This window comes from Macrococcoides bohemicum (assembly GCF_003259675.1).
Taxonomy (GTDB): domain Bacteria; phylum Bacillota; class Bacilli; order Staphylococcales; family Staphylococcaceae; genus Macrococcoides; species Macrococcoides bohemicum.
Map to the genome: position 1 here is coordinate 1 of NZ_PZJG01000002.1, position 14,867 is coordinate 14,867.

Genomic DNA, 14,867 nt, shown 5'->3' on the forward strand with positions numbered 1-14,867 from the left:
CCATAATAGTTTGTTTGATAATGCTCTTTGATTGCTTATGGCAATCACTCTTGGGAGTGAACTAAGTTCACTCAAATTATTGGAATTAACGTTGACATATTGTCATTCAGTTTTCAATGTTCATTTTTCGCGTTACAAGAATTAATGTTACCATAACTCTCAACTCTTTGCAACACTTATTTTTAAGAAGTTTTACACTTGAATGTTCATTTCGTTTCAAGCAGTAATCTTTCTTGCTTTATTATATTACATCGATATGAACATAGTTTCAAGTGCAAGTTTTACACTTTTTCACTTTGTTATTTTCAATGTCTTAAAGCTGTGCATCGCTTGTTTTCAGCGACTTTTATATCTTATCAAGATGGATTGCTTTCGTCAATACTTTTTTAAAACTTTTTTGTTTATTTTTAAATTAATTACGGAATGCTTACTGTTAAGCAAAATAAAACAGCGATTGAACAAGCATTCAATCGCTGTAAAGATTATTGAACCGCCTTATTTTTAAAGACGAATTGATAGACGATGATTAAGAATAAGGCCACTAAAATACCGAATGTCATATTATTATCTATCGTAGTAAATACATTACTGTAATAGAAGAAGGACATAATAATCGATCCAGTTGTTGAACCGATAAACTTAAGTAAACTATAAGTACTCATCATGCTACCTAATTGGTGAGGTGCTGCACTTTCCTGTATCGTTACAATATTTTTAGTAAATACAGTACCAAAAGATAGGCCCAAAAATGCTGATGCTATCGTTACTGCTATCCCATGATCAAAAATGAATATGATCGAACTTCCTATAATCATATATAAGAAACTTAATTGATAGACACGTTGTATAGTAAGTTTTGTTTCGAGTGTCTTCAATATAAATGTTGAAAGCAACCAGAATATCGAAATCGTAAACGTAGTCAGTCCAGCAAGCAAAGGACTTAATCCCTTTTCTGTCTGAAGGTAAATTGGCAGAAAAATATTTGTCCCCATCATGATAATCGCATATAGCATATCCGTACCCATCACGATGCCTATCCTCTTATTAAAAGCTTTCACCGGGATAAATGGTTCATCGATCCTGCTTTCATATTTTATGAATATGTTTAATGTCATCATCGCTAATATAAATAAAGCAACGTGAATAAACCAATGTGTTTCTATTAATAATGCACAAAGCAAACTGCCAAGAAAGATATAAAAGTATATCAATCCTTTAAAATCAAATTTACTTTCCTGTTTCATTTCTTCAAACTTAAAATATTTAATAACAAGGACTATTGCTAAAAGCGCTAACGGTACATTGACGTAGAATAAATAACTCCAATTAAGGTAAGTAAGAATAAGTCCACCGAGTATCGGTCCGATGATACTCGAGATACCCCATACAGAACCAACGATTCCCATCACTTTATAGCGGTATGGGATTTCAAACGCTATCTTCGGGATGATATTCCCCATCGTCATCATAATTCCTGCACCTAACCCCTGCACTAATCTTGATGCAAGTAGCATTTCAAATGTAAACGATAGTCCAGATAGCATACTGCCGATAATAAAGACAATAATACCAAGTAGCATTAAACGTTTAGCACCTAATCGTTTCATCAGTTCTCCAACAATAGGCGTTACGATAACAATTGCTATCATGTAAGTAGTAAAAATCAATGCGAGTGACTGCGTTGCATTTAAATCTTTCCCAATCGCAGGTGTCGCGAGTGATATTATTGATGTTTCAATCGCACTCATAAACATAATAATCACTAATGCGCTAATCAATCCTCTTTTCATCTTATCCCTCCATAGGAAAAATCAGATTAAACTTGCGTCTAATCTGATTTATCTTTTCTTTCTATTTGATTTCTTTTTCTTATGGGATACAACTTGTGTTGATTTTGACTGCTTTGTAATCTGTACAGTTTCAGTAACAGGTTCTTCCCATGTACCTCTCGCTATTTTACGCGCTTTACGTTCTTCAAATGATAAACGATTGTACTTTGGCAGCGATAATAGTTGAAATGCATTACATAACAGCAAACTAAATATCGTGCAATATAGCCACATCATATCTTTTACTTTTAAAAATGGAATCAATTCTACCGTTGTCATCACGACCATAAAGAACATTGCCGGAATAAATACATTCTTTCCTGTGAGTTTGTTCTTATAAATTGCCACTGCAACACCAAAAATAACGATAAGCAATGGAATCCAGATAAATTTCAAGATATCTCCGTCCTGTTTACCGAAACGTAAATATCTGAAATATACTAAATCAATAATCGCAAACAATATAATTACGACCTGAATAGCATTCCATCCGTTCTTGAATATTCCTTGACCCATTTGATGGATAAAGAGATAAGCAAAAAATGCCAGTTGTGAAATAGATGCAATCAGCAAACCATATCCCATAAACCATACAAGTGCGGCTAAAAACTCACCCATTTCACCTTTTACTAAGTAAACTGTTAGTTTGTCATATCCGAAAACTAAACTCACAAGCACTGTACAAACAAGGCCGATTAATAAAGTAATACCGTAAAATTTACCTAAATTCTTTAAAGTCACTTTAATACCTCATTACTTTTCTTCTGTTTTATTAATAATACGTTCTGCCATATTTAAATAAATTTGACCTAATTGATGATCTTCAGCATAAACTGACGGTGCAAAAGCTTCTTCAGTCCAGTCAGGTTGTGCAAGTGGTAATTGTCCGATTAATTCTGTATTTAACTCAGATGCCAACTTCTCTCCGCCACCTTTACCAAATACATACTCTTTCTCCCCTGTCACTTTGCTTTCAAAATATGACATGTTCTCCACTACACCTAATATTTCATGATCAGTATGTAATGCCATAGCACCCGCACGTGCTGCAACAAATGCTGCTGTCGGATGAGGAGTTGTTACAATAATTTCTTTACTCTTCGGTAACATTGTATGAACGTCGAGCGCCACGTCACCTGTACCCGGTGGTAAATCTAAAAGGATATAATCTAATTCTCCCCAATTCACTTCCTGGAAGAAGTTATTGATCATTTTACCTAACATTGGACCACGCCAAATGACAGGGGTATTCTCTTCTACGAAAAACGCCATTGAAATAACTTTTACCCCGAAACGCTCAACTGGTTTAATTCTATTCCCTTCAATTTCAGGTTTTTCTGAAATACCCATCATATCAGGTACACTAAATCCGTATATATCCGCATCGACTAACCCAACACGCTTTCCTAATCGTGCTAATGCAACTGCTAAGTTAACAGAAACTGTAGATTTACCTACGCCACCTTTACCTGAAGCAATCGCAATAAAATTCACTTTATCATCGGGTGAAATTAATCGTTCAATTTCTGATGAAGTTTGACCACGGAATTGTTCTAAAGCTTCATCATCTAATTGCTCAAAACGAAGTCCTACAGTATTTGCTCCATTTTCTTTTAATACTTCAACGATCTTCATTTGTAGATCTAGCTGTTCTTGTCCACCAGGTTTAGCAATTCCAATCTTAACTGAAACATGATTCTTTTCTTCTTTAATAGAAACTTCTTTCACACCGCCAGTTTCTTTCAATGGAATATTCACAACTGGATCATCTAACTTTTCGATTAATTCAATAACTTGTTCTTTTGTCAGCACAATAAACGCTCCTTCTCATTTCTAATAGCTATAGTTTAACAAAAGATTGTCACTTTGTATAAATTTATTTCTTATTCTAGATTATATTCTATTAAAAGGGCTATAATAGATTAGGGATTAAATTGAAAATAATTAAGATATACATATGATACACATTTAAAGGAGAACACTATGACTAAAAACTACACAATTATGCAATATTTTGAATGGCATTCAAATGATGACGGTAATCACTGGAACAGATTAAAGGATGAAGCTGCAGCACTCAAAGAAAAAGGATTTGATGCAATCTGGTTGCCACCCGCAACTAAAGCTGACCATGTAACGAATACCGGCTATAGCGTATATGATTTATACGACTTAGGAGAATTCGACCAAAAAGGACAGGTTCGAACAAAATATGGCACGAAAGAAGAATTAATCGCAGCAATCGAAGCACTTCATGAACAAGATATTAAAGTTTATGCCGATGTCGTTCTAAATCATAAGGCAGGTGCTGATGAAACTGAAACAGTACGCGTTGTAGAAGTTGATCCAAATGACAGAAATTACGAAATTTCAGAACCATTTGATATCGATGCGTTTACAAAGTTCTATTTTCCGGGTCGTAAAAAAAAATACAGTGCATTTGAATGGAACTACACGCATTTCAATGGTACTGATTATGACCATCGTACAGGACGAAATGGTATATTTAAAATTTTAGGCGAGAATAAAGACTGGAATGAAAATGTCGATCAGGAAAAAGGTAACTTTGATTATCTAATGTTTTCAAATGTTGATTACCAACATCCCGACGTACGTGATGAGACAATCAACTGGGGAAAATGGTTTACTGATACATTAAATATTGATGGTATGCGTCTTGATGCTGTTAAACATATCGAGAGTTATTTTATACGTGACTTTGTACACGCAATGCGTGAACATCGCGGACAAGATTTCTATTTTGTCGGTGAATTCTGGAATCCGGATCTTGAAGTGAACGAGAACTTTTTAGATGAAGCTGAATATAGCTTAGATTTATTCGATGTAAGACTACACTTTAACTTTAAATCCGCTTCAGAAGGTGGTGCTGCTTATGATCTACGTCAAATATTTGATGGCACTATAGTTAAAGAGAACCCTGAACATGCAGTAACCTTTGTAGACAATCATGATTCTCAACCAGGAGAAGCTTTAGAATCATTTGTTAAAGATTGGTTTAAACAATCTGCTTACGCACTTATCTTACTTCGTGAAGATGGTTTCCCTTGTGTATTCTATGGCGATTATTATGGTATCGGTGGAGATCAGCCAATTGACGGTAAACAGATGGCGATTGATCCGTTACTCTATGTCCGTAAATTAAAAGCTTATGGCCAGCAAGATGATTACTTCGATCATCCAAATGTTGTCGGCTGGGTTAGACGTGGATATGCCGAAGATAAATCAGGATGTGCTGTCATCATTAATAACAGTGAACAACCTGCCGAAAAACAAATGTTTATTGGTGAAGATCGTGCCGGACAAACTTGGTATGACTATACCGACACAATTGAAGAAGGTGTAGTCATCGATGAAAAAGGTAACGGCATCTTCAAAGTAAATCCAGGCAGTGTGTCTGTATATTGCGAAAAAGAAGCATAATTAAAAAGATGACTGATCAATTAAACTGATCAGTCATCTTTTTCTTTTATTATAAATGTTTCACTTCAGGTAGTGGTTTAACCTGTGATTCAATCCATTCGCGCTTTTCTTCAAGGAATGGCGGTAATGAAAGACTTTCACCTAATGATTCAAGCGGCTCATTAACATCAAATCCCGGGCCATCCGTTGCAAGTTCTATTAATATGCCTTGTCGCGTTCTAATATAAAGCGATTTAAATAAATGACGATCTACGAAACCGCTTGATGGTATGTTATTCTCTTTAATAAAATCTATCCACTCTTGTAATTCATCTTCGTCTTTAACACGTAGAGCAACGTGATGCATGATGTTGTCCCAATATTTTTCTCATGATTATCTACCTCTTTTAATTTTAAAATTTTATCTTTAATTTAGATTTAGTTTAAATCTAATCATTATTATTTATGTCTTATCTTTCGAAGCAACTGTAATAATTCTTTTTGTTCGTCCTGATCAAGCCCACCGAAAAGTTCTTCCTGCAATGTTGTGTGTTTAGGTCTCAATGTTTCAACAACGCGTTTCCCTTCGCGGGTTAATCGTATATACTTCACTTTCCACTCCTGAGAACGTTCTATTAACCCATCTGCTTCTAATTTCTTAAGTAAATGCGTAATATTCCCTTTCGTGACAAACATTAATTCTGATAGTTCATTTTGTGTACATCCAGGATGTGTATCTATTTGATTTAAACAATCGAAGTGACTGGATGAATAGCCTGTCTCTTTTAATTGTTCGTTAATTTCTTTCAGAATATCGTTATAGATGCGTGCAATATTAAGCCAGACAAGATAACTTCTATTGGGTTCCATCTTCTCACCTCATTTATCAGTTTAATATTAAACCGATAAATGTCAATAGACTAGCACTGAAGTACTAGTCGTCTTCTTTATTCAAATCTTCACTGTCAGGATAGAATATTTCAGTTAAATAATACAGTAAACTTATGACTGCCAGGATAACAAAGAAATTTATCTTGATATGCTGGTAGTTAATATGAACACCAAAATAAAACACGATTGTTGATAAACCAATCGTCAATAGATGGAAATACCATCCTTGAAAATATTTATTATCAGATTGCATGCGTTTTACGTCATCTAATATATATTCTATGACGACAAACAGGAAATAACCTATCGCAATATATGAACCATAATAGAAACTATTATCCATCACATTCTCATTATACGTAAATTCAGCCAACCTGAAATATATAAGGATACGACTTAAACCATACATTCCAAACGTAATCATCAAAATAAATGAGGCACCGGAGATTAATACAACTGATAAAACAAATAAGATCGTGAACATAGAACCTTTAGAAAATTTAAATTGTTTCATCAACTGCCCTCCTCATTATTTTTCCAATTCCCTTTTTTGTGTTAAATAATCTAAATATAGATTAACAAAGTATTTCGTTTTTGTGCAAAATAAAATAAACTATGATTCTTTCTGATTATAACTGACGAAAGAAATTATAGATTAATTTTAAAAGTGCCACACATCAAATTGTGTGACACTTTTTTGATTAGTTTATATTTTCAGCGTTGTAAATCATCTTTCCATCAATCACTGTACCAGCAACTTCTACTTTATGTAACTGAAGTCTATCTACTTTAAAAGGATCTTCTTTAAGTATTGTAAAATCAGCTATCTTACCTTCCTCAATCGTTCCATATTCTGATATATTATCTGCAACTTTAGCCGCTTCAGTCGTATAAAGGGATATCGCTTCAAACACACTTAGTGCTTCGACCATATTATAGCCATCACTCTTATCCTCTGCTGCTTTACGATTTACTGCAGCAGCAATGCCTGACATCGGTCTGAAATCTTCTATCGGACTATCAGAACCTCCTCCGCAAATAATGCCTTTATCAAGTAATGACTTCCATGGATAGCTGTAACGGATACGCGAAGTACCAACTCTTTCGATTGCCCATGGAAAATCAGAGGCAACAAACATCGGCTGTATATCACATATTATATTAAGACGCGCCATTCTTTCGATTAAATCTTCTCTTAAGAAACTCACATGAATCAATCTATCTCGCCCACTACGTGGTGGATGAGCTTCTATCGCATCAAGGACCATTTCAACAGCTTTATCACCTATCATATGTACAGCGATATTTATATCTAAATCTCGCGCTTTTTTCACTTGCTCAGCAAGTTCATCTGGCGTATAGATTGCGAGTCCATATGTATCTTCATCACTATACGGTTCACTAAACAAAGCAGTTCTACCGCCCAAAGCTCCATCTGCATAGCATTTCATCGCATCTGGTCTGAAATAATCATTATAATCAAAATGATATTGAACGACGTCTTCAATGACATCCGTATGACGTAAAATATTTAATCTAAAAGGATTATCTTTATTAATCACATTTTGATAAGCATTCAATACATCTTTGAAATCATTATAGTAAGCAAGATCCTCTGTATGAACACCTGTTAAACCTGCTTGAGTAAATTGCTGTACTGCATATTCAACATGTCCTGTTAGTGACGCTTCATCTTCTATTGATGCAACTTCTAACATTGCTTCCATGGCATTATCATGCACCCAACCGTTCAACATGCCGTCTACCTTTTCATAATGACCACCTGGCATATCAGCTACATTGTCATTGATATTAAAATACTCAAAAACACTTGAATTAACGATTGCTGCATGTCTGCAAACACGCTTGATAATCACCTTCTTGTCAGTGATTGCATCAATATCATCTTTCGTTATTTTATATCCATCTAATTGATTTTCATTGTACCCTTCGCATATTAAAAAGCTACCGTCATCCATATTTTCAGTTGCATTACGAATCTTTTCGATGATAATCTCTATGTCATCATCATCTTTAAAGTTCACACCTCTCAGTGCAATTCCTGTTCCAACAAGATGAATATGAGTATCTACAAAACCCGGAAACATTGCTTTACCGTTTAAATCTATGTATTTAACATCTTTTAATTCCGGTACTTCCTGATAAATCGCTTTTATGCGATTGCCATCAACAAGCACTGCCTGAACAGTTTCATTATCATGCTTCATTGTATAGATTGGACCGTTAAAATATAATTCCAAGATCATCCCTCCAAATAAAAAAAGATATACTAATTAATATTAGTATACCTTAATTATCTGAAGATTTAAAATTCTAATCCTAAAGCTTTAAATGTATCACCTTCACTTAAATCGCCGGTTTCATAACCTTTTTTAAACCATTTCATACGGTCAGCACTTGATCCATGTGTAAATGTATCTGGATTTGCTCTACCAATTGCTTTTTCCTGAATAGTATCATCACCTACAGCATGCGCTGCTTTAATCGCTTCTTCTAGGTCCCCTTCATCAGTGTAACCCATTTCCTGTGCATGTTTCGCATACACACCAGCTAAATAGTCTGCCTGTAACTCAACTGCTACTGAATATTTATTGTATTCAGTTTCAGATAATTGATTTCTTAATTGGTGGAATTTCGGTAGGATACCTAATTCATTTTGTACGTGGTGACCTACTTCGTGTGCAATAACGTAAGCCATCGCAAAGTCTCCAGGTGCATTAAACTTTTTATCTAATTCATCCATGAAAGATAAATCAATATAAACTTTTTGATCTGTCGGACAGTAGAAAGGTCCCATCTGTGCACTTGCATTACCACAGCCTGAACGGACACCATCCGTATATAGCACTAGTTTAGGTTCAGTATATGTACGATCATATTTCTTAAATAATGCATGCCATACATCTTCAGTATCTTTAAGAACAACTGAAGTGAACTGGCCACGTTCATCTAATGACTGTTCAGTCTTAGTATCTACTTGCTCAGCTTCTTTCTTTACGTTACCTGTTTCAAACGGATTATCTTGAGAGCCAGAACCACCAGATGTTGCCCCATTGTCTTGCGTTTGTTCTTGTTGTGATGAATCTCCACCAAGAACACCACCTAAATCTCCGGGATTACCACCCATTAAAACGAAAATTATCATTACAACAATACCTAAACAACCCATTCCGCCTCCGCCGATAACCATCGGGCTACCGCCGCCTGAGAATCCGCCACCAGATCCTCTAGCATCTTCAACGTTCGAACTACCTTGTCGACCTTGCCATTTCATATACGTTCCCCCTACTCGGTTGATTGCTTACATAATAGTTAATATTAATTACCCTAAAGTGCTATGTCGCAATCATAAAATTGTTACAAAATTTATTTAAACGCTTTTATTGCATCGATTGAAGATAGGCCTTCGACGACAAGGTACTGACCATTTGCAAATCGTTTCACTTTAACTTTCTCTTCATTTACCTGATTACCATATATTTTATTGACGTGATATTCTTTTACTGGGTGTGCTAGCTTCTTTTTATTTTTATGTGTGATTAACTTTTTCTTCACGTATCGCTCCGGTAACCAAATATGATCTTTATAGGATAGATGAATCTTAACTTTCATCTTATCTCCGACATAAAGATCTTTATGGTGATCTAAACTACCATGATATAAAAAGCGCTGTGTATTAGATTCAGGATTTACTGCTACCTGCTCATATGTATCCACAGTTCCATTGTATAATTTATCTTTGTTTTGCACGTGTTTAGCATCAAACTTCAATCCTTCTTCAAGGAAGTCAATCTGCTTTCTACTTGTTGTACCTTCTACAAAGTACTTCTTATCTGTCACAACCAGAATTGGTTTTGTCTGTGCTTTTTCTGAGAATTTCTCTATTTGAGCCTTATCCAGTTTAACAACTCTTCCGTCAGTACTTGCCTTAACTGTTAAATCATCAATTTTTCCTGAAATTTGTGTCTGCTTTTCCTTTAATATATCAATATTGTTCTCTGCTTTAGTTAGTTCAGAATCCAGCCAGTTTAACTGAGCTTCAATTTCATCAAGCTTATTTTGAGAAGAAGTATCACTTTGGACCATTTCCATCGCCAGGATTTGTCCTTCTATCTGATCTTTTTCAATCATCTTATTATCTAATGAAAGCCCAACTTCTTTTTCTTTAGAGAACAGGGCTTCGTCATTATATGTGAACAATGGATCACCTTTTTGTACGGTATCCCCTAGTTCCACATGCATTTGAACCGCTTCTTTCTGTTCACCTTCCTGAAAATAGTTCGATAAGTTCTGCTTAACTTTACCCTTGACATTTAATACGTGTGTCTTTATTCGTTCATCAATTTCAATCGTATTCTTCTTGTCCTGCTCATTTAAGTATAAAAATATGACACTTGCTAATACTAATGCAAGTACAATTAACGATACGACAACCGGCAAAAACCATTTATTCTTCATTACATTCACACGCCCTATGCCTAAAATTTCAATTTATAATGCAAATAACATTACACATCGTTTATTACTTTATATATACATCCAGAAGATTTAATTTTCTATTATAAATTTAAGTTATTTAATGATACGGTCATCATCTGATTTAATATGTGAATTAAAATCATCCATATTAATCTTTTTTTGAGATTGATAATACTTATACGTTAGTCCGATAAGCATTAAAGCAGCAAATAAAGATACAAATCCCATCCAGCTAACTTCTCCGCGTCCGGGACCAACAATGTAATAGTATGATAAATAGAGATTTATAGCCACAAGTGCTAACATCATGATGATGACATAAATATGTGTTTTAGATTTCAAGTACTTCACCTCTACAATAATTTATTATTGATTAAGTCCTGTCGCGCTGTTTCAACACTATCTTTACCTTCTTTATTTTTTAACGGACTAAATTCACTTGCACGATCAACTTGTAGTGTCTTAAATGATTGACCGTAACGGAAGATGTCAAAATAAAACTTCTCAAACTTTAATGTTGATTGCTTTACAGGATTTAAATCACTGTCTAATTGCTCTAAATTTTTGATTGCTAAGTGATATGGTAATTCACTTTCAGCATGCGCTATTAAATAATCTAATTTAAAGATGTGAATACCAATATTTGCGTTACGATATGTATTCTCTTCACCTTCAGGTAATTCAGTGTACTCCATAACTTGTTTAACACCTTCAACTTCAATAACACGTCCTACACTTTCATTATCCTTAGCTGCAATTGTCTTTGTAGTAACATCTGACTGACTGTCTACTGCTAATCCACAAAGCATTGGATCTAACACTTTTACGAGAACATTATCAATATTATTGATATAAAGATATTCTACGCCTTTATCCTTTAAATCTTTATTTACACCAGATGAATGCAATGCTTCAAAAATACCACCATTTCCATTCGGCGTTGTAAGAAGTGATTGTTCTTTATTTAATAATAATTCACCTGACTCACTCAATGCCACGATATTCGGTTGCTTAAAGAACGTAATATTTTCTTTTGGCATACCAAAATAATGATGTGCTTCAAAGTAAGCTAATGTTTCCTCGTGATTAATGTCACTTGTCATAATTGTCCATGGCATATTGATGTTATATGTTTCATTATAAGCAATAATTTGTTCAGCCTGAAATTCAAACAAACTTTTCCCATCAAATTCAAATGTACCTTTAGGCCCTGGATGTTCTAAACGTGTACCTTGACCACCTGCCATCAATACAGGCGCTATTTTAAGTTGTCTAATTGCTTCTAATCCTTTTTCTTTATATGTATTTCGTATTTCTTCTGACAATTCATCTTTGATGATTGTCTCAACGTCTTTAATTTCACCTTGTGGTAACTTTACCTCTCGATTAACATAAACTTCATCATATAACTTTTTGATGCTATCAAAATTCTGCTGCTCCAGCATATTTTGTAACTCAACCTTTTTATCATTAGATAAGCGCTCTAATTGTGCAGCTAAAGTTATATGACCGTATTGTTTTAATTTATTGTTCATCCGTGAAATTCTCCTTATACTTTATTATTTTAAAATGATGTTTATTCATATTTTATCATGATTAGTTTAGCCATACTAATGCTCTATGAAACATTTCTATATAAAATAGATACATCGTTAACACACTAAAAGTCGTTGCAAGTGACAAATCTAAAATCCCACCAGTCTTAAATGTAAAAGGGAAAACAATTTTCTTATTTACCGGGAAGAATAGAGTTACGCCACGTGGTGTTAACATATCTAATAACAAATGGCTGATTACACCCAGTACCGCACTGATCACATATATCGTATTAACATTCAGTACAATTAGTAATATACCTGTAAGTAACATAAAAAAGATTGAATGCGTCAGTGTACGATGTCCAAAAATAAGTGCAATTAACGAACTGATTGGCCATATCTTTTTCCCGAGCTTGCTACCAGCATGGCAAATATCAGGTACAATACTAAACAGTGCTGTAGTACCGATAATACCGGCAAAAGAACTGATATCATAAGCAGCATTCATCCCATAAGATGTGCCGATTAGCACACCGAGTGCTACATGCGTTTTTCCGGTCATTGGACACATCTCCTTCATATTTGACACTTCTGTGAAATACATCACATATTTATTGAAATATATTTCACATATTATTATACTAGCATTATAAGTCAATGAGTAATAAATAAATGAAATAACCCCCTTTATTTCGCCCAACTCATTCTAGTCAAGTGTTTATGACTACATTTGAACACAAAAAATCGACTCATTTTAGTTTGAGTCATTTTTTGTGTTCTTGTCATCCATTTTAAAGCTTCACGTTCTGACAATGGTGAGCGTTTAATGGAAAGTTATTTTTCATATAACTTTCCATCGAATGTTGATGTTCATTATTTTTTAGAGGATTGTATGCTCTTTTAATATCATTGATGGTTATCATCTGAATTGTCCTGCACTGCTGACCTCGATTGTTGCTTTGTATCTTCTTTTGTCAGCGTATTTTTTTGTTCTGTCATTTTCGATTCATTCGTGCTTACTTCATCAGATTCTGTTGTTTGTGGCGGTTCTGTTGTTTTCGGTTCTGTTATTTTCGGTTCTGTCGTTTTATCAGGTTGAGCAGGGATGACTTCAGTTGTAATCGGGACAGTGCTCTTCTGTTCATTTGTGACCTTCTCTTGTTTCTCAATAATCTTCTCTTCAGTTTCGGTTTGAACTGCCAAATTACATTGACCACTTCTACAAATATAGCCCTCACTCGTCAGATTGTTCCATGCTTTTGAATATTCAGAGGTGTGACTAATCTCCTGACAAACAGCTTCCTTTTCTTTACCTGGGGTCACAAGACAAGTTCTTGCAAGATTATAGCGTTCTGTATCATAGCTTCTTGATGTTTGAACAGTTTTAGAAGTTGATGTATTGTTCATTTCGTTCTTTTGCTTTTTACTATGCTTTTCTTTTTTCACTGTTTTTTTAGTTTTATCAGTCTTTTTCTTATCAACTGGTGGTTTTACTTTCACTTCTATATCAGGCTTATGATCGACTTTCTTAGGCGCTTCTTCCGCTTTACCACATGCACAAAGTACTACTGACATAAGCAAAATACTTATCCACTTTTTCATTGTTTCTCTCCTTAAATGTATGAAATTAACAACATACAATGTAAGTATTATACCACATGCACTAAAAATGTGTAGAAACACTAATCATCCTGCTCTTAAGCATCATTTAAGCACGACATAATAGAGTTTTGCTATGATGATGAAAGAAAAGACGGAGGTGTATATATGCAGGAAAATACAAAAGGCGTACTATATGCAGGTGGTGCATATTTATTATGGGGATTACTTCCTACATATTGGCGCTCGGTCGATACCTTCCACCCGTATGAGATATTATTTCATCGCGTGATCTGGTCAGCTGTATTTATGGTAATCTTGATTGTCGCATTAAAGAAATGGGGTACCTTTAAAACAGACACGAAAGCGTTATTCCATCGTAAAAAAGAATTGATTGCACTAATTGTTGCAAGTGTCGTCATTATGGTGAACTGGGGTATCTTTATCTGGGCGATCAACAACCATCATGTGTTGCAGGCAAGTCTTGGATATTACATCAATCCATTGATGAGTATTGCACTTGGATTTATATTTATGAAAGAACGTTTTAATTTATTAGAGACATTTGCGATTATCTTTGCAGCAATCGGTGTACTTTATATGACAATCAGTAGCGGTACATTCCCATTGATATCAATCATTCTTGCTATGAGTTTTGCATTATATGGACTGATGAAGAAGTTTGTCAATATCGATGCCATCTATAGTATTGCGCTTGAAACGATCATTTCATTACCCGTTGCAATTGTTGGCCTCATACTATTAGCGAGACAAGGCGAACAACACTTTGGTATGAATCATACGAGTTTTCTCATACTTTTTGCCGGAGTTGCTACTGCAGTGCCGCTTATCATGTTTACTGCAGGTGCAAAGCGTATCCCATTATCTTTAATCGGCTTCTTACAATATATTTCACCAACCTTAATATTATTGCAAGGTGTCTTTTTGTTCGGGGAGTCATTTAGTATGACCGATCTTTTAACTTTCTTCTGTATATGGGCTGGTCTTGTCCTTTATAGTTACAGTAAATACATGCAATTTAAGACAATGAAACGTAAAAAACTGCTCAGTTAAAATCACTGAGCAGTTT

The 14,867-nt window shown here is 34.7% G+C and carries 15 protein-coding genes; 2 read left to right on the forward strand and 13 right to left on the reverse strand.

Features of this window, described 5'->3' with window-relative positions; translation table 11 throughout:
* Positions 1-482 precede the first annotated feature (482 nt).
* From BHX94_RS04465 to BHX94_RS04475, 3 genes are read right to left on the reverse strand one after another with little or no spacing between them, the layout of a single operon-like run.
* The gene (locus tag BHX94_RS04465; protein WP_111745092.1) at positions 483-1,790 is read right to left on the reverse strand and encodes an MFS transporter; all 1,308 of its coding nucleotides are present in this window, start codon (positions 1,788-1,790) and stop codon (positions 483-485) included.
* Between the two features lie 48 nt (positions 1,791-1,838).
* The gene (locus tag BHX94_RS04470) at positions 1,839-2,570 is read right to left on the reverse strand and encodes a KinB-signaling pathway activation protein (protein WP_111745093.1); all 732 of its coding nucleotides are present in this window, start codon (positions 2,568-2,570) and stop codon (positions 1,839-1,841) included.
* Between the two features lie 12 nt (positions 2,571-2,582).
* A complete protein-coding gene (locus BHX94_RS04475; RefSeq protein WP_111745094.1) occupies positions 2,583-3,641 on the reverse strand; it encodes an Mrp/NBP35 family ATP-binding protein in 1,059 nt (352 codons plus the stop codon).
* 171 nt (positions 3,642-3,812) lie between these two features.
* On the opposite strand from BHX94_RS04475, the gene BHX94_RS04480 reads away from it, so the two are divergent.
* Positions 3,813-5,270 (forward strand): alpha-amylase, encoded by a 1,458-nt coding sequence (locus BHX94_RS04480; protein ID WP_111745095.1) that lies wholly within the window; start codon positions 3,813-3,815, stop codon positions 5,268-5,270.
* A 49-nt stretch (positions 5,271-5,319) separates the two neighbouring features.
* On the opposite strand, the gene BHX94_RS04485 is transcribed toward BHX94_RS04480, so the two are convergent.
* From BHX94_RS04485 to BHX94_RS04530, 10 genes are all read right to left on the reverse strand, one after another.
* The gene (locus tag BHX94_RS04485) at positions 5,320-5,616 is read right to left on the reverse strand and encodes a VOC family protein (protein ID WP_111745096.1); all 297 of its coding nucleotides are present in this window, start codon (positions 5,614-5,616) and stop codon (positions 5,320-5,322) included.
* 92 nt (positions 5,617-5,708) lie between these two features.
* A complete protein-coding gene (locus tag BHX94_RS04490; protein ID WP_111745097.1) occupies positions 5,709-6,119 on the reverse strand; it encodes a MarR family winged helix-turn-helix transcriptional regulator in 411 nt (136 codons plus the stop codon).
* Positions 6,120-6,183: 64 nt separating this feature from the next.
* Positions 6,184-6,654 (reverse strand): SepA family multidrug efflux transporter, encoded by a 471-nt coding sequence (locus BHX94_RS04495; protein WP_111745098.1) that lies wholly within the window; start codon positions 6,652-6,654, stop codon positions 6,184-6,186.
* 187 nt (positions 6,655-6,841) lie between these two features.
* Entirely contained in the window at positions 6,842-8,401 is a 1,560-nt protein-coding gene (locus BHX94_RS04500) for an amidohydrolase (protein ID WP_379875192.1), read from the reverse strand.
* A 65-nt stretch (positions 8,402-8,466) separates the two neighbouring features.
* On the reverse strand, positions 8,467-9,435 hold the full coding sequence (ypfJ, locus tag BHX94_RS04505; RefSeq protein ID WP_111745099.1) for a KPN_02809 family neutral zinc metallopeptidase: 969 nt from the start codon (positions 9,433-9,435) through the stop codon (positions 8,467-8,469).
* 92 nt (positions 9,436-9,527) lie between these two features.
* On the reverse strand, positions 9,528-10,619 hold the full coding sequence (locus tag BHX94_RS04510; RefSeq protein WP_111745100.1) for an efflux RND transporter periplasmic adaptor subunit: 1,092 nt from the start codon (positions 10,617-10,619) through the stop codon (positions 9,528-9,530).
* Between the two features lie 114 nt (positions 10,620-10,733).
* Positions 10,734-10,982, reverse strand: a complete 249-nt coding sequence (locus tag BHX94_RS04515) for a hypothetical protein (protein ID WP_111745101.1) — start codon at positions 10,980-10,982, stop codon at positions 10,734-10,736.
* Between the two features lie 11 nt (positions 10,983-10,993).
* Complete coding sequence (locus tag BHX94_RS04520; RefSeq protein ID WP_111745102.1) at positions 10,994-12,175, reverse strand: UTP--glucose-1-phosphate uridylyltransferase; 1,182 nt, start codon at positions 12,173-12,175, stop codon at positions 10,994-10,996.
* 61 nt (positions 12,176-12,236) lie between these two features.
* Positions 12,237-12,740 carry a metal-dependent hydrolase gene (locus BHX94_RS04525; protein ID WP_111745103.1) on the reverse strand — a complete coding sequence of 168 codons (504 nt, stop codon included), beginning with the start codon at positions 12,738-12,740 and terminating at the stop codon, positions 12,237-12,239.
* Positions 12,741-13,084: 344 nt separating this feature from the next.
* A complete protein-coding gene (locus BHX94_RS04530) occupies positions 13,085-13,780 on the reverse strand; it encodes a hypothetical protein (RefSeq protein ID WP_111745104.1) in 696 nt (231 codons plus the stop codon).
* A 165-nt stretch (positions 13,781-13,945) separates the two neighbouring features.
* Between BHX94_RS04530 and rarD the strand changes: the two genes are divergently transcribed.
* Positions 13,946-14,851: an EamA family transporter RarD gene (gene rarD, locus BHX94_RS04535; protein ID WP_111745105.1), complete on the forward strand. Its 906-nt coding sequence runs from the start codon at positions 13,946-13,948 to the stop codon at positions 14,849-14,851.
* Positions 14,852-14,867: the final 16 nt, after the last annotated feature.